Raw genomic sequence first — 21,260 nt, forward strand, 5'->3', positions numbered from 1 at the left:
ATCCATGAGCATCGACTGGGCTGCCCTCGGCCAGGTCTTCGGCGTCAGCGTCGGCGTGACCGTCGGTCTGGTGGGCCTGTTCACCCTCGGCATCGTCTGGCTCTCCAGGACCGAGGAGACCCCGGACCAGGTGGCCGTCTCCGGCGGTTCCGCCGCCCTCGCCCGCACCGGCGCCTACACCTGCTTCGCCCTGTGCGCGGCGGCCGTCGCCTACGGGATCTGGATCATCGTCAACTGACGACCGACGTCCCCCGGTGAGCGGGGTGCGCCCGAGCCGTCCGCGGCCGTGGCGCACCCCCGCTCACCACGCCCGCGCACCCCGGTGGCATTCCGGTGGCACACCGGCAGGCCGTGCGGCTCGGTCGCGCGCCGCCCGGCGCACCCCCCGTGTGCGTTCCCGCACACCTCGCGCCGCAGGTCACAGTGAGGTTGACGGCCGTTCCCGCTGCGTGGTGGTATCGGAGCCGCCAAACGGCGGCAGGGGAGGAAGCCGGTGAGAATCCGGCGCGGTCCCGCCACTGTCACCGGGGAGCGCCCCTCCATGACACGGTCACGGTCCACTCGGCTGGAAGACCGGAGGACGCGCCGATCCGGGAGCCAGGAGACTCTCACCGCCGGTTACGTCGAACCAGGGCGCGGACCCTGAGTGAGGACAACCGCCATGCCCGGCACCCGCCGACCACGCCCAGCCTGCCCCCGGCCGCCGCACGAGGCTCCCTGACGGGCTGACGCGGATGCAGCCAGGAGTCTTCGGAGCCGGCGCCGCCGCCGGCTTCCTCGGCGACCTCGTCTTCGCCGACCCCCGCCGCGCCCATCCGGTGGCCGCCTTCGGGAGGGCCGCTTCCGCGGTGGAGCGGCGCCTGTGGCACGACCACCGAGGCGCGGGAGCCCTGCACACCGCCGTGTGCGCGGGCACGGTCGCGGCGGCCTCCGCCCTGCTGGCCTCCCGCACCCGAGGGGCGCTGCCGGGCGCCGCACTCACCGCCGCCGCCACCTGGGCCGTCCTCGGCGGAACCTCGCTCGGCCGTGAGGCCCGGATCATCGCCGCCGCGCTGGATGCCGGGGACCTCACCGCGGCGAGGCGGCGGCTGCCGCATCTGTGCGGGCGCGATCCGCAGGCGCTGGACGCCGATCAGATGGCCAGGGCCGTGGTCGAGTCCGTCGCCGAGAACACCTCCGACGCGGTGGTGGGCGCCCTGGTCTGGGGCGCGCTGGCAGGAGTACCGGGGCTGCTGGGCTTCCGCGCGGTCAACACCCTCGACGCGATGGTGGGTCACACATCGCCGAGATACCGGCGTTTCGGCTGGGCCTCGGCCCGCCTCGACGACGTCGTGGGCTGGCCGGGGGCACGGCTGACGGCCGCACTGGCCACCCTTGCCGGTCCCGATCCCGCCGGGGCGTGGCGGGTGTGGCGCCGGGATGCCGCGAGCCACCCGAGCCCGAACGCCGGACACGCCGAGGCCGCCTTCGCGGGCGCCCTGGGGGTGAGGCTGGGCGGCACGCTCGCCTACGGCGGCAGGGTCGAGCACCGGCCGGTGCTCGGCGGTGAGGGCCGCCCGGTGGCGGTCGCGGACGTCGAGCGGGCCGTGCGGCTCTCACGCCGCGTCGGCGCGCTGGCGTTGGGCGCTTCGGTGCTGGGCAGGTTCGCGGTGGCGCGGGCGAGGATCGGGCGGAGCACGACGAGCGGGCCGAACGCCAGGACCGGGCCGAACGCCAGGGCCGGTGGCCGGGCAAGCGGGCCGGGCACGAGGAGGGGGCCGCGGTGAGCGGTGGGGGGCTGCTGGTCGCTGGGACGACCTCGGACGCCGGCAAGAGCGTGGTGACGGCGGGGATCTGCCGCTGGCTCGTGCGCAAGGGGGTGCGGGTCGCCCCGTTCAAGGCGCAGAACATGTCGCTCAACTCCTTCGTCACCCGGGAGGGCGCGGAGATCGGCCGGGCGCAGGCCATGCAGGCGCAGGCCGCCCGGATCGAGCCGACGGCGGCGATGAACCCCGTCCTGCTCAAGCCCGGCAGCGACCGCAGCAGCCAGGTGGTCCTCCTCGGCAGGCCGGTGGGCGAGCTGAGCGCCCGCGGCTACCACCAGGGGCGCCGGCAGGACCTGATGGGCACGGTGCTGGACTGCCTGGACGAGCTGCGCCGTGAGTACGACGCGGTCATCTGCGAGGGCGCGGGAAGCCCCGCGGAGATCAATCTTCGGCACACCGACATCGTCAACATGGGCCTGGCCACCCGGGCGGCGCTCCCGGTCGTGCTGGTCGGCGACATCGACCGGGGCGGGGTCTTCGCCTCGCTCTTCGGCAGCGTCGCCCTGCTGTCGCCGGAGGACCAGCGGCACATCGCGGGATTCGTGATCAATAAGTTCCGGGGCGATGTGACGCTGCTGGAACCGGGCCTGGAGATGCTGCGCGGCCTGACCGGGCGGCCGACCGTCGGGGTGCTCCCGATGCTCCACGGGCTGGGCATCGACGAGGAGGACGGCCTGCGGCTGTCGCTGCGGGGATCGGTGCGCGAGAGCGCGGTGTCGCCGCCGCACGGCGCGCAGGTGCTGCGGGTCGCCGTGGCCGCCGTGCCGTTGATGTCGAACTTCACGGACGTCGACGCGCTGGCCGCCGAGCCGGGCGTCGCCGTGCGGTTCGTGGACCGCCCCGAGGAACTGGCCGACGCCGATCTCGTGGTGCTGCCGGGCACCCGCGGCACCGTGCGCGCGCTGGAGTGGCTGCGGGCGCGCGGTCTCGCCGACGCCGTGGCGCGCCGCGCCGCCGAGGGCCGCCCCGTCCTCGGCATCTGCGGCGGCTACCAGCTCCTCGGCGAGCGGATCGAGGACGATGTCGAGTCCAGGACCGGTGAGGTGCCGGGTCTCGGCCTGCTGCCGACCCGCACGGTGTTCGCCGCGGACAAGACCCTGGCCCGCCCGGTGGGCGAGGCGCTGGGCGAACGGGTCCACGGCTACGAGATCCACCACGGCGTGGTGGACGTGCTCGGCGGCGAGCCCTTCCTCGACGGCTGCCGCGAGGGCTCCGTGTGGGGCACGACCTGGCACGGGGCGCTGGAGAACGACGCCTTCCGGCGGGCCTTCCTGACGCGGGTGGCGGCCGACGCCGGGCGGTCCTTCGTCCCCGCGCCCGACACCCGCTTCGGCGAGCTGCGCGAGGAACAGCTCGACCGCCTCGGCGACCTGATCGAGGAACACGCCGACACCGACGCGCTCCTGCGCCTGATCGAGGACGGCATCCCGGACGGACTCCCCTTCATCGCACCGGGGGCACCGGCCGTACCCACGCGACCCGAGGGGAACCACTGATGAGCGAGCGAACCACCACACGGCGCGCGACGGGCGAGGGCAGTGCCCGTCGCCGGGCGGGGCGCGCATGAGCCCGCACTACCCGTTCACCGCGATCGTCGGTATGGAGGAGCTTCGGCTCGGCCTGCTCCTCAACGCGGTGTCGCCGTCGGTCGGCGGGGTCCTCGTCAGGGGTGAGAAGGGCACCGCCAAGTCGACGATGGTGCGCGCGCTCGCCGGCCTTCTGCCGTCCATCGACGTGGTCGAGGGATGCCGGTTCGCCTGCGACCCGGCGTCACCGGACCGCAGGTGCCCGGACGGTCCGCACGAGGCGGGCCCGCGGGAGAAAGATCCGCAGGAGGCCGACCCGCAGGAGAGGGACCCGCAGAAGGCCGGGGCGCCCGGCCGGAGCCGCCCCGCCAACCTCGTCGAGCTGCCCGTGGGTGTCTCCGAGGACCGCGTCGTCGGCTCGCTGGACCTCGAGCGGGCGCTGTCCGAGGGGGTGAAGGCCTACGAGCCGGGCCTGCTGGCGCAGGCGCACCGCGGTGTCCTCTACATCGACGAGGTCAACCTCCTCCACGACCACCTCGTGGACCTCCTGCTCGACGCGGCGGCGATGGGGCAGTCCTTCGTCGAGCGCGAGGGCGTCTCCGTCCGGCACGCGGCCCGCTTCCTGCTCGTCGGGACGATGAACCCCGAGGAGGGCGAGCTGCGCCCGCAGCTGCTCGACCGGTTCGGGCTCACGGTGGAGATCGCGGCGACACGGGACCCGCAGGAGAGGGCCGAGGTGGTGCGCCGCCGTCTCGCCTACGACGCGGACCCCGAGGCCTTCGCCGCGCGCTGGGCGCAGGAGGAACGGTCGCTGGCCGAGCGCATCACCCGGGCGCGCGCCCTACTGCCGCAGGTCGTCCTCACCGACACGGCACTGCGTCGGATCACCGCGGTCTGCGCCGCCTTCGAGGTGGACGGGCTGCGCGCGGACATCGTCATGGCCCGCACCGCGGTGGCACTGGCGGCATGGGCGGGGCGCACCGAGGTCGACGCGGAGGATGTGCGCACCGCGGCTCAGCTGGCGCTGCCGCACCGGCGGCGCAGGAATCCCTTCGACGCCCCGGGGCTGGACCAGCGGCAGTTGGACGAGACCCTGGAGCAGTTCGAGGACGACGACCCGGACCCCGGGCCGGACGGTCCTGACGGCCCCGAGGGCGGTCCTGACGACGCCGGTCCGGACGGAGGCGGTCCCGACGGGGGCGGTCCCGACGGGGGCGGTCCCGACGGGGGCGGTCCCGACGGGGGCGGTCCCGACGGTGGTCCCGGTGGCGGGGCTCCCGGCGACGGTGGTCCGGACGCGGGCCAGGAGGCGCCGCTCGACAGTGCCTCGCAGCCCTCGGTCCCCCCGCAGGGCGCCCCCTCCGAGAACGGCGCGCAGGACCCCGGCCGCACAGCACCGCGTTCCTCTCCCGTCGCGGCCGCGGACCCGTTCCGCACCAAGCTGTTCAAGGTCCCGGGCCTCGGGCGGGGCGCCCAGGGCCGCCGTTCGCGGGCCGAGACGGACGGCGGGCACACCATCCGTTCGCGTCGCCCCTCCGGCGCGCTGGCCAGGCTCCATCTGACGGCCACCCTCCGGGCGGCGGCGCCGCACCAGCACGCCAGGGGCAGGACCGGCCGTGCCCTCGTGGTGCGCCGTGACGATCTGCGCGAACCCGTCCGCGAGGGGCGCGAGTCCAATCTCGTGCTCTTCGTCGTGGACGCCTCGGGCTCGATGGCGGCCCGCAAGCGGATGAGCGCGGTCAAGGGCGCGGTCCTCTCTCTCCTGCTGGACGCCTATCAGCGCCGGGACAAGGTCGGACTGATCACCTTCCGGGGACGGGAGGCCGATCTGGCCCTGCCTCCCACCTCCTCGGTGGAGGTGGGGGCGGCCCGCCTGGACCGGCTGCCGACCGGTGGCCGCACCCCGCTGGCGGCGGGCCTGCTGCGGGCGCACGAGGTGCTGGCGGTGGAACGGCTGCGCGATCCGCAGCGGCGCCCGCTGGTCGTGGTGGTCACGGACGGCCGCGCCACGGGGGGCGAGGACGCGCTCGGCGACGCCCGCCGCGCCGCCGGTCTGCTGGCCGCCAGAGGCACGGCGTCGATCGTCCTGGACTGCGAGAGCGGACCGGTCCGGCTGGGCCTGGCCCAGACCCTGGCCGTGGACCTGAACGCGACCGCCGTACGGCTGGAGGACCTGCGTGCCGAGGGCGTGGCCGCATTGGTGAGGGACAGCCGGAACACGATGAGATCAGCCGCCTGAGCGGCGGAGCGAAGAACACGAAAGGGCCCCGCAATGCCCCAAGGCAAGCCCGCCGTCGTCCCCGACGACGGCCTGACGACGCGGCAGCGCCGCAACCGCCCCCTTCTGCTGGTCCACACCGGACCCGGCAAGGGCAAGTCCACCGCCGCCTTCGGGCTGGCGCTGCGCGCCTGGAACCAGGGGTGGCCCATCGGAGTGTTCCAGTTCGTCAAGTCCGCCAAGTGGAAGGTCGGCGAGGAGCGCGCCCTTCGCATACTCGGCGCCAGCGGCGAGGGCGGCACCGTCGTCTGGAACAAGATGGGCGAGGGCTGGTCCTGGGTGCAGCGCGACCTGGCGGACAGCGAGGAGGCGGCCCGCGAGGGTTGGGAGCAGGTCAAGCGCGACATCGCCGCCGAGACCTACAGGCTGCTGGTGCTGGATGAGTTCGCCTACCCGATGCACTGGGGCTGGGTGCCGACCGAGGAGGTCGTCCACGTGCTCCGGGACCGCCCCGGCACCCAGCATGTGGTGATCACCGGGCGCAACGCCCCCCGGGAACTGCTCGACGCGGCCGACCTGGTGACGGAGATGACCAAGGTCAAGCACCCGATGGACACCGGCCAGAAGGGCCAGAGAGGTATCGAGTGGTGAACCCGCTCCCCCGCCTGGTCATCGCCGCGCCGTCCAGCGGAAGCGGCAAGACCACGGTGGCCACGGGTCTGATGGCCGCGTTCGCCGAACGCGGACTGGAGGTCTCCCCGCACAAGGTGGGCCCGGACTACATCGACCCCGGCTACCACGCCCTCGCCACCGGACGCCCCGGCCGCAACCTCGACGCGTACATCTGCGGCCCCGAACGCGTCGCGCCGCTGTTCGCGCACGGCGCCCGGGGAGCGGACCTGGCGGTGGTGGAGGGGGTGATGGGCCTGTTCGACGGGGCGACCGGCTTCGGCGAGCTTGCCTCCACCGCGCATGTGGCCAAGCTTCTGCGCGCTCCCGTCGTCCTGGTCGTGGACGGTTCCTCCCAGTCCCGTTCGGTGGCGGCGCTGGTGCACGGCTTCGCCTCGTGGGACCCCGAGGTGCGCCTCGCCGGGGTGATCCTCAACAAGGTGGGCTCCGAGCGGCACGAGGAACTGATGCGTGAGGCGCTGGACCACTCGGGGGTGCCGGTGCTGGGGGCGCTTCGGCGCGAGCAGTCGGTGGGGACCCCGAGCCGCCACCTCGGCCTGGTACCGGTGGCGGAGCGCCGTCAGGACGCCGTGGAGGCGGTGCGCCGACTGGCCGGACAGGTGCGCCGCTCCTGCGATCTGGACGCGCTGCTGGCGCTGGCCCGCAGTGCCCCCTGGCTGCCCGACTCCCCCTGGGAGCCTGAAGCCGAGGTCACCCGTGCGGCGCGCCGTCCCAGGATCGCGGTCGCGTCCGGCGCGGCATTCACCTTCTCCTACGCGGAGCACACCGAACTGCTGGAGGCCGCGGGCGCCGAGGTGGTCCCGTTCGATCCGCTGCGCGACGAGGGCCTGCCGGACGGCGTGGGCGCACTGGTCGTCGGCGGCGGCTTCCCCGAGGTGTACACGCCGGAGCTGTCGGCCAACGAGCCGCTGCGCAAGGCCGTCGCCGATCTGGCCGCCTCTGGGGCGCCCGTCGCCGCCGAATGCGCCGGGCTGCTCTATCTGTCGCGCTCGCTGGACGGCAGGCCCATGTGCGGCGTCCTCGACGCCGAGGCCCGGATGACGGAACGGCTCACCCTCGGCTACCGCGAGGCGGTGGCCGTACGGGACAACGTGCTGGCACCGGCCGGCACCAGGGTGCGCGGCCATGAGTTCCACCGCACGGTGTGCGAACCGGGCTCGGGCCCGAACCCGGCCTGGGGCGTGGTGCATCCGCGGCGTCTGGCGGAGGGGTTCGCCGAAGGCAATGTGCACGCCTCCTATCTGCATGTGCACTGGGCCGGAGCACCGCTGATCGCCCAGCGGCTCGTCGAACGCGCCCTCCGGTGATCGTCGTCGGGGTCGGTGCCTCCCGGGGCGTCACCGCCGAGGAGTTGCTCGACCTGGTCCAGGACACCCTGGCCGGCCTCGGGCTTGAGCTGCGGGCCGTCGGCCGTCTGGCCACGGTGGAAGGCAAGGGCGACGAGGAGGGGCTGGTCGAGGCCGCCCGGGTACTCGGCGTCCCGCTCGTCACCCACTCCGCGGCGGCGCTTGCGGCGGTGAACGTGCCCAACCCCTCCGACGCCGCGCTCGCCGCCGTGGGGACCCCCAGCGTCTGCGAGGCGGCGGCCCTCATCGAGACTGGAGCCCACCTTCTCGTCCCGAAGCGGAGGTCCAGCCCGTCCAACGGTCCCGCTCTGTGCACCATCGCCGTGGCGCGTACGGCAGAACACCCCAGCAAGGAGAACCACCCGTGAACCCGCCAGCTCCGCTCTCCGCCCTCGAGCGCCGTATCGACGCGGCCCTCGGCGCCACGCAGGACGCCGAGGCCCCGCACCGCGACGCGTCCGGCTCCTTTGCGCCGGGCTCCGCCCGCAGAAGCCCGGGGGACCGGGCCGCCACCACGGTTCTGCTCGTCGGCCGGGGCTCGACCGACCCGGAGGCGAACGCGGAGCTGTGCAGGGTGGCCCGGCTGCTGTGGGAGGGCCGGGGGCTCGCGGGTGTCGAGACGGCGTTCGTGTCGGTCGCCGCGCCGGACGTCCCGGCCGGACTCGACCGCTGCCACCTGCTCGGCGCGCGGCGCGTTGTCCTGGTGCCGTTCCTCCTCGCCGACGAGGCCCTCAGCCGGCGGGCCCGGCTTCAGGCGGAGGGCTGGGCGGAGGCCCACCCGGAGGTCGAGTTGCGCTTCGCCGCCGCTGTCGGCCCGGAGGAGGACGAGGACGAGGGGGCCGCCGACGACCCCGACGGCCCCGACGGCCCCGACGGCATGGACAGCCGTGCACGCGCCCGCTGAGCCGGAGTCCCCAGGGTGCATGGCAGCGGGCTTCGCGGACGTGGACCCCGCCGAAGCGGAGGCCGCCGAAGCGGGAGTCGCGAAGGCGGAGTTCGAGGTCGCCGGGGAGGTCGGGGTCATGGAGGCCTTCGATCTGCGCCATCACGGCGACACGGAGGTCGGCGACGGCCTGACCGACCTGGCCGTGAACGTCCGCTGGGGCACTCCTCCCCCCTGGCTGGCCAAGCGGCTCGCGGCGTCGCTCGGCGATCTGGCGGCCTATCCGGACGGACGGGCGGCCCGTGAGGCGGTGGCCGTGCGCCACCGCCGCCCCGTCGACGAGGTCCTGCTCACCGCGGGCGCCGCCGAGGCGTTCGTCCTGCTGGCCCGCGCCCTGGAACCCCGCCACGCGGTGGTGGTCCACCCGCAGTTCACCGAGCCGGAGGCGGCCCTGCGGGACGCGGGCCACGCGGTGGAACGGGTCCTGCTGCGCGAGGAGGACGGCTTCCGGCTCGACAACGCGGCCGTCCCCGAGGACGCCGATCTGGTCGTCGTGGGCAACCCCACCAACCCCACCTCGGTCCTGCACCCGGCCCCCGCCATCGCCTCCCTGGCCCGGCCGGGACGCACGCTCGTCGTGGACGAGGCGTTCATGGACACCGTGCCGGGCGAGGCCGAGTCACTGGCCTCGTGGCGGCATGTGCCGGGCCTGGTGGTCCTGCGCAGCCTCACCAAGACCTGGGGGCTGGCCGGGCTTCGGGTCGGCTATGCGCTGGGGCCGTCCGGCACCCTCGGACGGCTGGAGCGTGCCCAGCCGCTGTGGCCGGTGTCCACCCCCGCGCTCGCGGCGGTCGAGGCCTGCTGTTCCCCGTCGGCGCTGGCCGAGGCGGAGCAGTCGGCACGGAGCCTTGTCGGCGACCGGGCCCATCTGGTCGAGCGGCTCGGGCGGTTGGAGGCGGTGGAGGTGCCCGGCTCCCCCGCGGCGTCGTTCGTCCTGGTGCGGACACCGGGCGCGGCGGCGGTGAGGCGGCGGCTGCGGGAGCGCGGTTTCGCCGTGCGCAGGGGCGACACCTTTCCCGGCCTCGGGGAGGACTGGCTTCGGATCGCGGTGAGGGACCGGGCGACCACGGACCGGCTCTGCGCCGCGCTCGCGGAAGTCCTCGCTCTCTGAGACCCCTTGGAGGACGCCGGGGACCGGTCCTTTCGGCCCGGCGTGTCCGCCGGGGTCTGCCCGACGTGTCCGCCGGGGCTCCGATGCGGCCCCGGGCGCCCGGCGCGCTCCGGGCACCCGGGCGGCTACTTCAGCCCGAGCGCCTGGAGGTCGATACCGCCCAGCGCCGGCTGGATGTAGGCATTGGTCAGGCGCGGACCGCGGTAGTTGAGCTGGCGGTCATGGATGATCGGCACCATCACCGCGTCCCACATCAGGGACTCGTCCACCTTCCGCCAGGTCTTGTCCGCCTTGGCCCGGTCCTTCTCGCGCTCGGCGTCGTCCATCAGGCCGTCGATGTCCCAGTCGACCAGCCCGGAGTAGTTGTAGGCGCTGTCCTTGCCGACGAGGGGGCGCAGGAATCCGGCGGGCGCCGGCCAGTCGGAGGACCAGGCGGTGAGCGCGACGGCCCATTTCTTCTTCTTCACCACCGAGGCCCTGCCCAGGTTGGTGTAGTAGTCGGCGCCGCTGATCATCTCGATGTCCGCCTTGATGCCGACCTTCTTGAGATTCCCCTGAAGGACCTCGAGGACTTCGCGGTTCCTGGGGTTGGCCGAGCTGGCCACGAGCTTGGTGGAGAAGCCCTTCGGCTTGTCGCAGGCGTCCAGCGACCGCTTCGCCTCGAGGATCTGCGGACCGGCCTTGGTGCCGTAGGGGTCGAGGCTCTTGTCGAAGCCGCGGATCGTGGGCGGGAGCATCCCCGAGGCGATGTCTCCCCCGGCGGTCCGGCCGCCGAGCACCGCGCGCATATCGGGCTTGTCCACGGCGTACTCGACCGCGCGGCGGCAGTTGACGTTGTCGAAAGGCGGCACGGTGGTCTGAATGCTGAAGTAGCGCACTCCGCCGGTGTAGGCGGCGTCGGACCGCGCCTTGAGCTTGTCGCTGTTCTGGATGCTGGTCTGCGCCGTCTCGCCCACGCCGAGCTGCGCCGCGTCGACGTCCACCTCCCCGTTGAGCAGCGCCTGGTCCACCGCGTCCTGCCCTCCCGAGGGGAAGCTGAACTCGATCTCGTCGGGCAGGGCGGTGCGAACGGGGTCGGTGGAGGCGTCCCACTGGTCGTTGCGGACCAGGCGCAGGGACTGGGCGCCGGAGGAGGTGAAGGGCGCCTGGAGCTTGTAGGGGCCGCTGGCGACGGGCTTCTTCTCGTACTCCTTCTGCGTGTCCTTGTCCTTGGGCACGGGGGCCGCGATCGACATGGCCAGAACGTAGGGGAAGTCGGGGAACGGGTCCTTCAGCTTGAAGACGATCGTGCTGTCGTCCGGAGTGGTGACCGAGCGAAGACCCAGCTTCTGCGGATCGCTGTCCTTGTACGGGCCGGGGTAGTGCTGGCCCTGGTCGAGCAGGTCCACCAGGTGGCTGGGGCCGGTGCCGTAGACGTCCTGGGCGAAGGTGCGCTCGATGCCGTACTTCACGTCCCTGGACGTGATCGTGGTGCCGTCCTCGAACCGCAGGCCCCGCTTGAGCTCGAATGTGTAGGTCTTGCCGTCGGCGGAGACCTCACCGGTGCTGGTGGCGAGGTCCGGCCTGAGCTTCGTCCCGGCCTCTCCGGGCATGGGTGCGTAGTCGACGAGCTTGCGCAGGTAGATGCGCTGGAGGTTCCAGGCCATGCTGGTGTAGGAGCGGGCCGGGTCGAGCGAGTCGGGCGGGTAGGCGGAGGCGATCTTGAGAGTGCCGCCCTTCTTCTTGGAGGGGTTCACCGCGCCGGTCAGTGCCCCGTTGAAGCCACTGGTGCTCCTGCGGTCCTTGACGATGTCCCCGGTCTTGCCGTCGTGGGACTTGTCGTTCGTGGCGCGGTCCTTGGTGTCGCCGCTTCCGCCGAACGGATGGAAGACCAGGGCGGCCGTCGTCAGCAGCCCCGCGACGGCGACCGCGGCGCCCGCGACCATCCAGCGGCGCCGTGCCCCGCGCGTGGAGGGGGGCGCCTGGGGCGGCGCCGGCGGGTAGGCGAGCGGGGAGGGGCCGGGGCGGATGTCCCGCAGGGCGGGGTGAACGGCGCCGGGGTCCCTCAACGGCGGGACCGGGATCTGCTGGGGCGGCGAGGAGTGGGGTGGCAGGGGACCAGCCGCCCCGGCGGCCGCGGCCGCCGCTCCCGCCGCCGAGACGGCGGCGGGACCGCCCTCCTTGACGAACAGGAACATCGTCCGGGGATCGGGAGTGCCCGAACCCCCACTGCCGACAGCACCGCTGCCCGCGGCACCACTGGCGTCAGCACCGCTGCCCGCGGCACCACTGGCGTCAGCACCGCTGCCCGCGGCACCACTGGCGTCAGCGCCGCCGACCGCGTAGCCACCGGTGGCCGAACTGCCACTGGCCGCCGAACCGGCGGCCGAAGCACCACTGCCGGAAGCACCACTGCCGGAAGCTCCACTGCCCGCGGCGCCACTGCCCGGAGCTCCCTCGGCGGCGGCACCGCCGGCCGCCTGGACATCGATCGCCCCACCGCCGACGGCGTTGCCGCCCACCGCCCCGCCGCCGGCCCCCTTGTCCAGGGCCACCCGCTCGGCGTCGGCTCTTCCCGCCTGGGGCCGTCCCGCCTCGGGCCGTCCCGCCAGCCACTCCCGCAGGGAGCCCCGCATCGTCACCGCGTCGACCGGACGTTCCTGCGGGTCCTTGGCCAGGGCCGCCAGCACGACGGCCTCGAGCTCCCTCGGCACCCGCGGGTTGCGCTCGGACAGGCTCGGCGGGGCCTGGTGGACATGCAGGTACATCACGTTCAGCGCGGAGTTGCCGGTGAACGGCACCTCCCCGGTGAGGAGTTCGGTGAGCATGCAGCCCACCGCGTACAGATCGCTGCGGGCGTCCACATGGCGCCCGAGCACCTGCTCGGGCGCCATGTAGCCGGGGGTTCCCACGGTGAAGCCGGTGCCCGTCAGCCGGGTGGAGACCGAGTCGGCCACGCGCGCGATGCCGAAGTCCGCCACCTTCACCGCGCCGGACTTGGTGATCATCACATTCGACGGCTTCACATCGCGGTGCACCGTCCCCCGCGAATGCGCGTGGGCCAGCGCGTCCAGCACATCGCAGGTGATGCGCACGGCGCGTTCGACGTCCATCGGCACTTCGGTCTTGGCGATGTCCTCGAGCGTGGAGCCGTCGATGTACTCCATGACCAGGTACGGCACTATGCCGTCCTCGTCGTGGACTTCGTTCTGGTCGTGGACGGTGACGATGCCGGGGTGGTTCAACGCGGCCGCGGCTCGGGCCTCGCGCGCGAATCTGCTGCGGGCCTCGGGGTCCCTGGCCAGCTCGGGATGCAGCGTCTTGAGCGCGACGATGCGCCCCAGCCTGGTGTCGCGCGCCCGGTGGACGCGGGCCATGCCGCCGGAGCCCAGCAGTTTCTGCAGTTCGAAGCGCGCTCCGAACAGCGCCCCACCCATGCGCGCCCCCGACATAAGCCATGCCCCCGCGCCTCTCGGCGCCCGCCCGTGACCAGCGCTCGCCACGTCACGGCGTCGCGAGCGCCCGCGAACAGAGTAGTGCGTGGGGCCGCGCGCGCGGGATCGGGTGGGTCCGGCCCGGACGCTGTACCGGTGTCCGGGCACGGGACCCGAGCCCCGGTCAGCGCCTGGAGGCCGACCCCCGGCGCCGCAGCCGCAGCAGCAGCGCACCACCCGCGACCAGTGACGCGCCGACGCCGCCGAGGGCGAGGCCGCTGCCGCCGCCGGTCTCGGCGAGGTGGTGGGTCTGGGGCTTGTCGACGACCGGCTCGGCGCTGGGCGACTGGCTCGGCTGGTCGGGCGTGATGGGCGTACGGCAGGTGGCCTCGGCGAGCACGATATCGCCCGCCACCTTGGCGACCCCGAGACGGAGCGGGTCGATCGAGACCTTGAGCCTGAGCGCGGTGGCGGCCGCGGTACGGCGAGTGGTGGTCTTCTGCGCAATCGCGAGTTTGACGTGTCCCACGCCCGGCACGTCGGCCTCGGTGGTTCCGGCGGTGTTCAGCGACAGGGGCCGGCCGAGGACCACGACCTTGCCCACGAGCCGGGAGTCGGCGACCGGTTCCTTGCCCGCGACACACAGGGCACGGGACTTGACGGCCTGCGCCCGGACCAGGGGGGTCAGGGGCAGTCCGGGGACATGGACATCGACGTCGGCGAGGTCGGCGCGCCCCTCGGCCCTGTCGCCCGAGGACCGGGCGGAGGTCCTGGCGACGTCGGCCCGGACGATCTCGACCGGCCTGCCCCCGTCGACGCCCCCGATCCTCGCGGTCAGCAGCGTCGCCGCGCTGTTGCGCGGGGCGTACACCTGGTTGAGCGAGAGGTTGACCGGGACGTCCACGCTCTTGCCGACCAGGGAGACGTCGAGGGCGACCCGTGCGGCGACCGCCGAGGCCCGGCCGGAGGCCTGGATGCCGGTGGCGTGTGCCGGGGCGGCGAGGACGGCGGACGGGAGTGCCGCGCCCAGGACCGCGGCTGCGGCGGCGGCCGTGGTGGACACCGCCGGGCGGCGTGCGGGCAGGCCGAAGACATTCGTGTGCAAGTGAGAAACCCCCACCTAGGGATGGAGTCACGGCGTGGCTGAAGGGGACAGCGTGCTCGCCGGTGACCTCGACCCGGCCATATTTACGCACCGAGCGTGACCGCGTGACTACATGGCGCCAGTTCACCCCAATGGGTGGTTTCTGACATGAAGTTCGAATTCTTTGACGCATTCGTTCTCCTGCGTCACACTGCTTGACCTGCTTCGGGTGCCCCTCATACCGTCCCAGGTAAAGTGTTAGGAAACTTTACTAACGTTCCCAGAGGGCAGGCGGATGTATACACGGAGAACCACCTCGGCGACCGTCCTCGCCTACGCGGTGGTGGCCGCGGTGGCCGGCGTGAGCTCCTGCGGCTCCCCCGCACCGCGGACCAGGCCTGCCGCCGTGACGGGAGCGGTCCGGGTGAACCAGGTCGGCTACGCGGACTCCGGTTCCAAGGAAGCCTTCCTCCTCGCCAAAGGCGTCGTCTCCGGAGCCACCTGGAAGCTGCTGGACTCCCATGGCGCCCTCGCCGCGTCCGGGACCACCGGCAAGAGCCTGGGCAGCTGGAACAAGGCGTATCCGGCCGTCTACGGCATCGACTTCTCCTCGGTGAAGGGCGCGGGCACCTACCACCTCCGGGTGAGCGGCGCGGCGACCGCCTCATCGCCCTCGTTCACCATCGGGACGCCCAAGTCCGTCCACGGGAAGGTCGCGCGGGACGCGACGGCGTTCTTCCAGGCCCAGCGCGACGGCTCCGACGTGGTGCCGGGACAGCTCAAGCGCAAGCCCTCGCACCTGAACGACCGCAAGGCCGCGGTGTACAACCAGCCGTCGTTCACCTCGAGCGACGGCGACACCATCAAGAAGGCTCCGACGAAGATCGCCGGGGTGGGCCCGGTGAACGCCGAGGGCGGCTGGTTCGACGCCGGGGACTATCTGAAGTTCACCGTCACCACCTCCTACGCCGCCGCCGCGCTGCAGATCGCCGCCCGCGAGAGCGGTGCGAGCCCCTCGTCGACGCTGGGCGAGGAGGCGCAGCACGGCCTCGACTGGCTGGACCGGATGTGGGACGAGAAGACGAAGACCCTCTACATCCAGGTGGGGCTGGGTTCGGGGACGGACAGCGGCAGCGTGGTCGGGGACCACGACGTGTGGCGGCTGCCCGAGAAGGACGACGCCGACTCGGTGAAGGAGCACGCGTTCCTGAAGAACCGGCCGGTCTTCCGCGCCGGCGCTCCGGGGTCCCGGCTGAGCCCCAACCAGGCGGGCCGCCTCGCCGCCGACTTCGCCCTCGCCGCCCAGCGCCACGCGGCCTCGGACCCGGAGAAGGCGCGCGGCTACCTGAGGACGGCGGCACAGATCTACGCGCTGGCCGACACCACTCCGGGCAGGCTGGTCACCGCGGTGCCGTACGGCTACTACCCGGAGACCAGCTGGAAGGACGACCTGGCCTTCGGCGGCGCCGAGTTGGCGCTGGCCGGGCAGGCGCTGAAGGACTCACGCGCGTCGGGCTGGCTGTCGAAGGCGGCCTCCTGGGCGAAGGCGTACGACGAGGACGACGACCACGGCACGCTGAACATGTACGACACCAGTGCCCTGGCCTACGCGGACCTGGCGCGGGCGGTGAGGGCCGCGGGTGATCCCGAGGGCCTGCCGATCGGGTACGACGCCCTGGTGGCGGATCTGAGGGCGCAGCTCGCTCAGGGCAAGGCGCGGGCGGGCAAGGACCCGTTCCACGCGGGCGCGGTCTACGACGGCTTCGACGCGGACTCGCACACCCTCGGCCTGGCCGCCTCGGCGCGGCTGTACCGGCGGCTGACCGGGGACACCTCGTTCAACCGCTTCGCCTCCCAGCAGCTCGGCTGGGTGCTGGGGGCCAACGCCTGGGGCACCTCGTTCATGGTCGGCGAGGGCTCGACCTTCCCCACGTGCACGGCGGGGCAGCTGGGCAACCTCGCGGGCGCACTGAACGGCAAGCCGCTGCTCGAGATCGGGGCGATCGTCAACGGCCCCAATGGGACCGAGCAGTTCGACGAAGGGCTCGGCGACTTCGGCGCCATGCGCAAGTGCCCGTCGGGAAGCGACCCCTTCAGCGCCTTCACGGGGCACGGCAGCAAGTACGTGGACGACGCGCGCTCGTGGCAGACCAGCGAACCGGCCCTCGACATGGATGCCTCGGGCCTGCTCGCGTTCACGCTGTCGAGCTAGACACCGACGGGCCGGTTCCGGCTGTCCGGCCCGGTCACGCCGTCGCGCCGGTTCGAGACGGAGAGCCGGGCCGCCGCCGACGGGCGATCACACCACCCGCCCCCGCAGCACGATGCGCTGCGGGTCGGCGAGGACCCGGACGTCGTCGCGGGGGTCCTCGGCATAGACCACCAGGTCCGCCGAGGCCCCCTCGGTGAGGCCGTCGCGACCGAGCCACTCGCGGGCCCCCCAGGTGGTCGCCGACAGCGCCTCGACCCGGCTCAGCCCGGCCATCACCAGCTCGGCGACCTCCTGGGCCACCAGGCCGTGCGGGAGCGAGCCGCCCGCGTCGGTACCGACGTAGACGGGGATTCCGGCGTCGAATGCTGAGCGCACGGTGTCGTAGCGGCGCTCCCACAGCCGCCGCATGTGGTCCGCGTACCGCGGGAACTTCGCCTCGCCCGCGGCGGCGATGTCCGGGAAGGTGGCGATGTTGACCAGGGTCGGGACGATCGCGACCTGCCGCTCGGCGAACAGCGGGATGGTCTCGTCGGTCAGCCCGGTGGCGTGCTCGACGCAGTCGATCCCGGCCTCGACGAGATCGGCGAGCGAGTCCTCGGCGAAGCAGTGGGCCGTGACCCGGGCGCCTTCCTCGTGCGCCGCGGCGATGGCCGCCTCGACCGCCTCGCGCGGCCAGCAGGGCGACAGGTCCCCCCGGTCGCGTTCGATCCAGTCGCCGACGAGCTTGACCCAGCCGTCGCCGCGCCGTGCCTCGCGCCGCACATACGCGACGAGGTCCTCGGGCTCGATCTCGTGGGCGAAGTTGCGGATGTAGCGGCGGGGGCGGGCGATGTGGCGCCCGGCCCGGATGATCCTCGGCAGGTCCTCGCGGTCGTCGATCCAGCGGGTGTCCGCGGCCGAGCCGGCGTCGCGGATCAGCAGCGTCCCGGTCTCGCGGTCCTGGATGGCCTGCTTCTCAGCTGTGGCGGCGTCGACGGCGCCATGGGAGTCCAGGCCGACGTGGCAGTGGGCGTCGACGAGTCCGGGCAGGACCCATCCTCGGACGGTGCGGATGTCGCGGGCCAGCGAGGGCCGGTCGTAGGTGACGCGGCCGTCGACCACCCACATCTCGTCCCTGACGTCCTCGGGACCCACCAGGACCCGGCCCTCGATGTGCAGCACCGCGCGATCAGTCATGGCCGCACGATACGCCCAGGCGGCGCGACCCGGCATTGACGGTTGCCCGATGCGTCACGGCATTTTCCCGGGGCACTCCTTTCCAGAAGTCGCGGGGCTAAACAGACTTCTTTTCCACTGTCTCGTTCGACACTTTTTCCACGGCGCCGACCTGCGCCGTTATCCGACTGTAATCATTGGTCTCGACCACCGTCAATATCCCGACATACCAGGGCATCACGGCGGCAATTTCACGCTCGCGCGATAACATATTCCGCTACGACACGGAACCCCGATGGCCCATGCATTCGAACTCGGCAATCGGTAGGTTCAACGCACATGACCGCTACAAAAATCATTGCGGACACCCAATTCAAGACACCCCCCGAGGCGCTGGGGCTCGACCATCCGGTGGTCGAGGACGGCGCCGCGATCTGGCGCATCGCGCGGGACTCCCGGGCGCTGGACCTGAACTCGTCGTACAGCTATCTGCTGTGGTGCCGGGACTTCGCCCGCAGCTCCGTCGTCGCGCGTGGCGAGGACGGTGAGCCGGTCGGCTTCGTCACCGGCTACGTCCGCCCCGACCGCCCGCACACCCTCGTGGTGTGGCAGGTCGCGGTCGACGACGGCCACCGCGGCCGGGGCCTGGCCGGGGCGATGCTGGACGGCCTGGTCCGGCGATTGGCGGCCAGCGGCATCCGGGAGCTGGAGACCACGATCACCCCGGACAACGCCGCCTCCATCCGCCTGTTCACCTCCTTCGGCGCCCGCCACGGCGCTCAGGTCGAACGCGAGGTGCTGTTCGACGGCGGCCTCTTCCCGGACGGCCACCAGTCCGAGGTGCTCTACCGCATAGGCCCGCTGCCCGCATAGCAGGCCGCCCGCACGGGCCCTTCGCGGCGCTGCGCCCGAGCGCCCCGAACACCCGAACCCGGCCTTCGTCCGCCCGTTCCGGAAGGATTCCCACCCGCATGACCATCGCCCCGCCCGCCCCGACCGTTTTCGAGACCCGCGAGTCCGAGGTCCGCAGCTATTGCCGCAACTGGCCGGTCGTGTTCGACAAGGCTCAGGGCAGCCACCTCTTCGACGAGGATGGCCGTGCCTACCTCGACTTCTTCGCGGGTGCCGGGGCGCTCAACTACGGCCACAACAACCCGCTCCTCAAACGCGCGCTGCTGGAATACCTCGAACGCGACGGCATCACGCACAGCCTGGACATGGCCAGCACCGCCAAACGCACCTTCCTGGAGACGTTCGAGCGGCTGATCCTCGAGCCCCGCGGTCTGGACTACAAGGTCCAGTTCCCAGGCCCCACCGGCACCAACGCGGTCGAGTCCGCGCTCAAACTCGCGCGCAAGGTCAAGGGCCGTGAGTCGGTCGTCAGCTTCACCAACGCCTTCCACGGCATGTCCCTCGGCTCGCTGGCGGTGACCGGCAACTCCATGAAGCGCGCGGGCGCGGGCATCCCGCTGGTGCACGGCACGCCCATGCCGTTCGACAACTACCTCGACGGCCGCACCCCCGACTTCCTGTGGTTCGAGCGCCTGCTGGAGGACAGCGGCTCGGGGCTGAACCACCCGGCAGCGGTCATCGTCGAGACCGTCCAGGGCGAGGGCGGTGTCAATGTCGCCCGCGCCGAGTGGCTGCGCAAGCTCGCCCAGCTGTGCGTGCGCCGCGACATGCTCCTGATCGTCGACGACGTGCAGATGGGCTGCGGACGCACCGGAGGCTTCTTCAGCTTCGAGGAGGCCGGGATCACCCCGGACATCGTCTGCCTGTCCAAGTCCATCGGCGGCTACGGGATGCCGATGTCGCTGACGCTGCTCAAGCCAGAGCTCGACGTCTGGGAGCCGGGCGAGCACAACGGCACCTTCCGCGGCCACAACCCGTCCTTCGTCACGTCCGCCGCCGCCCTGGACGCCTACTGGGCCGACGACCAGCTGGAGAAGCAGACACTGCTCAAGGGCCAGCAGGTCGAGGCGGCACTGGCGGCCGTCGCCGCCGAGAGCGCCGGCCTCGGCGGCTCCTACCGCGGCCGCGGCCTGATCTGGGGGCTGGCCTTCCCGGACAACGAGCGGGCGGGCGCGATCTGCAAGCGCGCCTTCGAGCTCGGGGTACTGCTGGAGACCTCCGGGCCGGAGAGCGAGGTCGTCAAGCTCATACCTGCGCTGACGATCACCCCGGACGAGCTCGACGAGGGCCTGGCCGTCCTCGGCCGCGCCGTGCGCGAGACCGCGTAGCGACCGCTGGAGCGGGCAGCCGTCCCCGCGACGCGCGGGAGACACCCAGACACACGAGAGGTACTGCGACTGTGATCGTCCGATCCCTGGCCGACATCGAGGGCACCGACCGCGATGTGCGCTCCGAGAGCGGCACTTGGCGCAGCAAGCGCATCGTCCTCGCCAAGGAGCGCGTGGGCTTCTCGATGCACGAGACCGTGCTCTACGCGGGCACCGAGACCAATATGTGGTACGCGAACCACTACGAGGCCGTGCTCTGCGTCGAGGGCGAGGCGGAGCTGACCGACCACGAGACGGGGCAGACGCACCTGATCACCCCGGGCACGCTCTACCTCCTCGACGGGCACGAGCGGCACACCCTGCGGCCGAAGACGGACTTCCGCTGCGTCTGCGTGTTCAACCCGCCGGTCACCGGGCGCGAGGACCACGACGAGAACGGCGTGTACCCGCTGCTGACCGAGCCCGAGCCGACCGCCTGAAGCGGAAAGCGCGACACGTACCAGCGCGACACGTACCAGAAGGAAGCACCGAGAAGGAAGCACCAAGGAGGCAGCGTATGACCCTGGCGCCCGAGCGATCCGCGGACCTGTACCCCACCCGCACGGTGGAGCCGGTGCTCACGCCCCGCCAGGACCCGGTGGTGTGGTCCTCACCCGCCGCCGGCGGTCCGATCGTCCCCACCGATCTGGCGGCCTATGAGCGCGACGGCTTCCTGACCGTCGACCAGTTGATCACGCCGGACGAGGTGGAACGATTCCGCGCCGAGCTGGAGCGGCTCTCCGCCGACCCCTCGGTCCGTGCCGACGAGCGCTCGGTCATCGAGCCGAAGTCCGAGGAGATCCGGTCGATCTTCGAGGTGCACAAGCTCAGCGAGGTCTTCGCCTCACTGGTGGACGACCCGCGGGTGCTCGACCGCGCCCGCCAGATCCTCGGCTCCGAGGTCTACGTCCACCAGAGCCGCGTCAACGTCAAACCCGGCTTCGGCGCGTCCGGCTTCTACTGGCACTCGGACTTCGAGACCTGGCACGCCGAGGACGGGCTGCCGCGGATGCGCGCGGTCAGCATCTCGATCGCGCTGACCGAGAACCTCGACACCAATGGCGGTCTGATGATCATGCCAGGCTCCCACAAGACGTTTGTGGGCTGCGCGGGTGAGACCCCGGAGGACAACTACCGGCAGTCCCTCAAGCGCCAGGAGCTCGGCACTCCCTCCCCTCGGGCGCTGAGGTCCCTCGCGGACGAGCACGGCATCAAGCTGTTCACCGGCAAGGCCGGTTCGGCGACGATGTTCGACTGCAACTGCATGCACGGGTCCGGCGACAACATCACGCCCTACCCGCGCAGCAATGTCTTCATCGTCTTCAACAGCGTGGAGAACGCCGCCGAGGAGCCCTTCGCCGCGCCGGGACGCCGACCGGAGTTCATCGGGGCACGGGACTTCACCCCCGTGGGGGCGTAGGCACGGCAACCGCGGGGTGAATCCCGCGGCAGCGCGCGCAGGGGCGGGACCGTTCGTA

Annotated in this window: 17 protein-coding genes, 1 pseudogene and 1 riboswitch; of the genes and pseudogenes, 14 read left to right on the forward strand and 4 right to left on the reverse strand. The window is 72.5% G+C overall.

Going from position 1 to position 21,260, the window contains the following annotated elements; genetic code table 11:
- The first annotated feature begins 4 nt into the window (after positions 1 to 4).
- From IEY86_RS02540 to cobC, 9 genes and pseudogenes are all read left to right on the forward strand, one after another.
- On the forward strand, positions 5 to 238 hold the full coding sequence (locus IEY86_RS02540) for a hypothetical protein (RefSeq protein WP_189129812.1): 234 nt from the start codon (positions 5 to 7) through the stop codon (positions 236 to 238).
- Positions 239 to 483: 245 nt separating this feature from the next.
- Positions 484 to 608: riboswitch (cobalamin riboswitch) on the forward strand.
- Positions 609 to 734: 126 nt separating this feature from the next.
- Positions 735 to 1,766: a cobalamin biosynthesis protein gene (locus IEY86_RS02545; protein ID WP_189129813.1), complete on the forward strand. Its 1,032-nt coding sequence runs from the start codon at positions 735 to 737 to the stop codon at positions 1,764 to 1,766.
- The gene (locus IEY86_RS02550; RefSeq protein WP_189129814.1) at positions 1,763 to 3,301 is read left to right on the forward strand and encodes a cobyric acid synthase; all 1,539 of its coding nucleotides are present in this window, start codon (positions 1,763 to 1,765) and stop codon (positions 3,299 to 3,301) included. Before IEY86_RS02545 ends, IEY86_RS02550 begins: the two co-directional genes overlap by 4 nt.
- 67 nt (positions 3,302 to 3,368) lie before the next feature.
- The gene (locus tag IEY86_RS02555) at positions 3,369 to 5,570 is read left to right on the forward strand and encodes a putative cobaltochelatase (RefSeq protein ID WP_189129815.1); all 2,202 of its coding nucleotides are present in this window, start codon (positions 3,369 to 3,371) and stop codon (positions 5,568 to 5,570) included.
- Positions 5,571 to 5,603: 33 nt separating this feature from the next.
- Entirely contained in the window at positions 5,604 to 6,200 is a 597-nt protein-coding gene (gene cobO / locus IEY86_RS02560; RefSeq protein ID WP_189129816.1) for a cob(I)yrinic acid a,c-diamide adenosyltransferase, read from the forward strand.
- Positions 6,197 to 7,546: a cobyrinic acid a,c-diamide synthase CobB gene (locus IEY86_RS02565; protein ID WP_189129817.1), complete on the forward strand. Its 1,350-nt coding sequence runs from the start codon at positions 6,197 to 6,199 to the stop codon at positions 7,544 to 7,546. Before cobO ends, IEY86_RS02565 begins: the two co-directional genes overlap by 4 nt.
- Complete coding sequence (locus IEY86_RS02570; protein WP_308425093.1) at positions 7,543 to 7,953, forward strand: cobalamin biosynthesis protein; 411 nt, start codon at positions 7,543 to 7,545, stop codon at positions 7,951 to 7,953. The genes IEY86_RS02565 and IEY86_RS02570 overlap by 4 nt, the downstream gene beginning before the upstream one ends.
- A pseudogene (locus tag IEY86_RS02575) lies at positions 7,947 to 8,411 on the forward strand (CbiX/SirB N-terminal domain-containing protein); the annotation flags it as partial. The gene IEY86_RS02570 and the pseudogene IEY86_RS02575, both read left to right, overlap by 7 nt.
- Before the next feature lie 196 nt (positions 8,412 to 8,607).
- A complete protein-coding gene (gene cobC, locus IEY86_RS02580; protein WP_189130043.1) occupies positions 8,608 to 9,639 on the forward strand; it encodes an Rv2231c family histidinol phosphate aminotransferase CobC in 1,032 nt (343 codons plus the stop codon).
- Positions 9,640 to 9,764: 125 nt separating this feature from the next.
- Here the strand turns inward: cobC and IEY86_RS02585 are convergent, their stop codons facing one another.
- Both IEY86_RS02585 and IEY86_RS02590 read right to left on the reverse strand, forming a co-directional pair.
- Positions 9,765 to 13,055: an ABC transporter substrate-binding protein gene (locus tag IEY86_RS02585; RefSeq protein ID WP_189129818.1), complete on the reverse strand. Its 3,291-nt coding sequence runs from the start codon at positions 13,053 to 13,055 to the stop codon at positions 9,765 to 9,767.
- Positions 13,056 to 13,236: 181 nt separating this feature from the next.
- Positions 13,237 to 14,157, reverse strand: coding sequence for an SCO1860 family LAETG-anchored protein (locus IEY86_RS02590; RefSeq protein WP_229698102.1), 921 nt, complete (start codon positions 14,155 to 14,157; stop codon positions 13,237 to 13,239).
- 274 nt (positions 14,158 to 14,431) lie between these two features.
- Between IEY86_RS02590 and IEY86_RS02595 the strand changes: the two genes are divergently transcribed.
- Complete coding sequence (locus tag IEY86_RS02595; RefSeq protein ID WP_189129820.1) at positions 14,432 to 16,348, forward strand: glycoside hydrolase family 9 protein; 1,917 nt, start codon at positions 14,432 to 14,434, stop codon at positions 16,346 to 16,348.
- 87 nt (positions 16,349 to 16,435) lie between these two features.
- Here the strand turns inward: IEY86_RS02595 and IEY86_RS02600 are convergent, their stop codons facing one another.
- Together IEY86_RS02600 and IEY86_RS02605 are read right to left on the reverse strand one after the other, a co-directional pair.
- A complete protein-coding gene (locus IEY86_RS02600; protein WP_189129821.1) occupies positions 16,436 to 17,524 on the reverse strand; it encodes an amidohydrolase family protein in 1,089 nt (362 codons plus the stop codon).
- 97 nt (positions 17,525 to 17,621) lie between these two features.
- A complete protein-coding gene (locus IEY86_RS02605) occupies positions 17,622 to 17,774 on the reverse strand; it encodes a hypothetical protein (RefSeq protein ID WP_189129822.1) in 153 nt (50 codons plus the stop codon).
- A 68-nt stretch (positions 17,775 to 17,842) separates the two neighbouring features.
- On the opposite strand from IEY86_RS02605, the gene ectA reads away from it, so the two are divergent.
- The 4 genes from ectA to thpD all read left to right on the forward strand — a co-directional run bounded on the left by ectA (position 17,843) and on the right by thpD (position 21,202).
- Positions 17,843 to 18,376 (forward strand): diaminobutyrate acetyltransferase, encoded by a 534-nt coding sequence (ectA, locus tag IEY86_RS02610; protein WP_189129823.1) that lies wholly within the window; start codon positions 17,843 to 17,845, stop codon positions 18,374 to 18,376.
- 98 nt (positions 18,377 to 18,474) lie between these two features.
- Positions 18,475 to 19,743 carry a diaminobutyrate--2-oxoglutarate transaminase gene (gene ectB, locus IEY86_RS02615; RefSeq protein WP_189129824.1) on the forward strand — a complete coding sequence of 423 codons (1,269 nt, stop codon included), beginning with the start codon at positions 18,475 to 18,477 and terminating at the stop codon, positions 19,741 to 19,743.
- Between the two features lie 71 nt (positions 19,744 to 19,814).
- Complete coding sequence (locus IEY86_RS02620; protein ID WP_189129825.1) at positions 19,815 to 20,222, forward strand: ectoine synthase; 408 nt, start codon at positions 19,815 to 19,817, stop codon at positions 20,220 to 20,222.
- Positions 20,223 to 20,299: 77 nt separating this feature from the next.
- Positions 20,300 to 21,202, forward strand: coding sequence for an ectoine hydroxylase (gene thpD / locus IEY86_RS02625; RefSeq protein WP_189129826.1), 903 nt, complete (start codon positions 20,300 to 20,302; stop codon positions 21,200 to 21,202).
- Positions 21,203 to 21,260: the final 58 nt, after the last annotated feature.

Source organism: Wenjunlia tyrosinilytica (assembly GCF_014646055.1).
GTDB classification, from domain to species: domain Bacteria; phylum Actinomycetota; class Actinomycetes; order Streptomycetales; family Streptomycetaceae; genus Wenjunlia; species Wenjunlia tyrosinilytica.

Excerpts from the sequence above, each read along its gene's own strand:
- IEY86_RS02540 (WP_189129812.1), top strand. The coding sequence starts at position 5 with ATGAGCATCGACTGGGCTGCCCTCGGCCAGGTCTTCGGCGTCAGCGTC.
- IEY86_RS02545 (WP_189129813.1), top strand. The coding sequence starts at position 735 with ATGCAGCCAGGAGTCTTCGGAGCCGGCGCCGCCGCCGGCTTCCTCGGC.
- IEY86_RS02555 (WP_189129815.1), top strand. The coding sequence starts at position 3,369 with ATGAGCCCGCACTACCCGTTCACCGCGATCGTCGGTATGGAGGAGCTT.
- cobO (WP_189129816.1), top strand. The coding sequence starts at position 5,604 with ATGCCCCAAGGCAAGCCCGCCGTCGTCCCCGACGACGGCCTGACGACG.
- cobC (WP_189130043.1), top strand. The coding sequence starts at position 8,608 with ATGGAGGCCTTCGATCTGCGCCATCACGGCGACACGGAGGTCGGCGAC.
- IEY86_RS02585 (WP_189129818.1), bottom strand. The coding sequence starts at position 13,055 with ATGGGTGGGGCGCTGTTCGGAGCGCGCTTCGAACTGCAGAAACTGCTG.
- IEY86_RS02595 (WP_189129820.1), top strand. The coding sequence starts at position 14,432 with ATGTATACACGGAGAACCACCTCGGCGACCGTCCTCGCCTACGCGGTG.
- IEY86_RS02600 (WP_189129821.1), bottom strand. The coding sequence starts at position 17,524 with ATGACTGATCGCGCGGTGCTGCACATCGAGGGCCGGGTCCTGGTGGGT.
- IEY86_RS02605 (WP_189129822.1), bottom strand. The coding sequence starts at position 17,774 with ATGTTATCGCGCGAGCGTGAAATTGCCGCCGTGATGCCCTGGTATGTC.
- ectA (WP_189129823.1), top strand. The coding sequence starts at position 17,843 with ATGACCGCTACAAAAATCATTGCGGACACCCAATTCAAGACACCCCCC.
- ectB (WP_189129824.1), top strand. The coding sequence starts at position 18,475 with ATGACCATCGCCCCGCCCGCCCCGACCGTTTTCGAGACCCGCGAGTCC.
- thpD (WP_189129826.1), top strand. The coding sequence starts at position 20,300 with ATGACCCTGGCGCCCGAGCGATCCGCGGACCTGTACCCCACCCGCACG.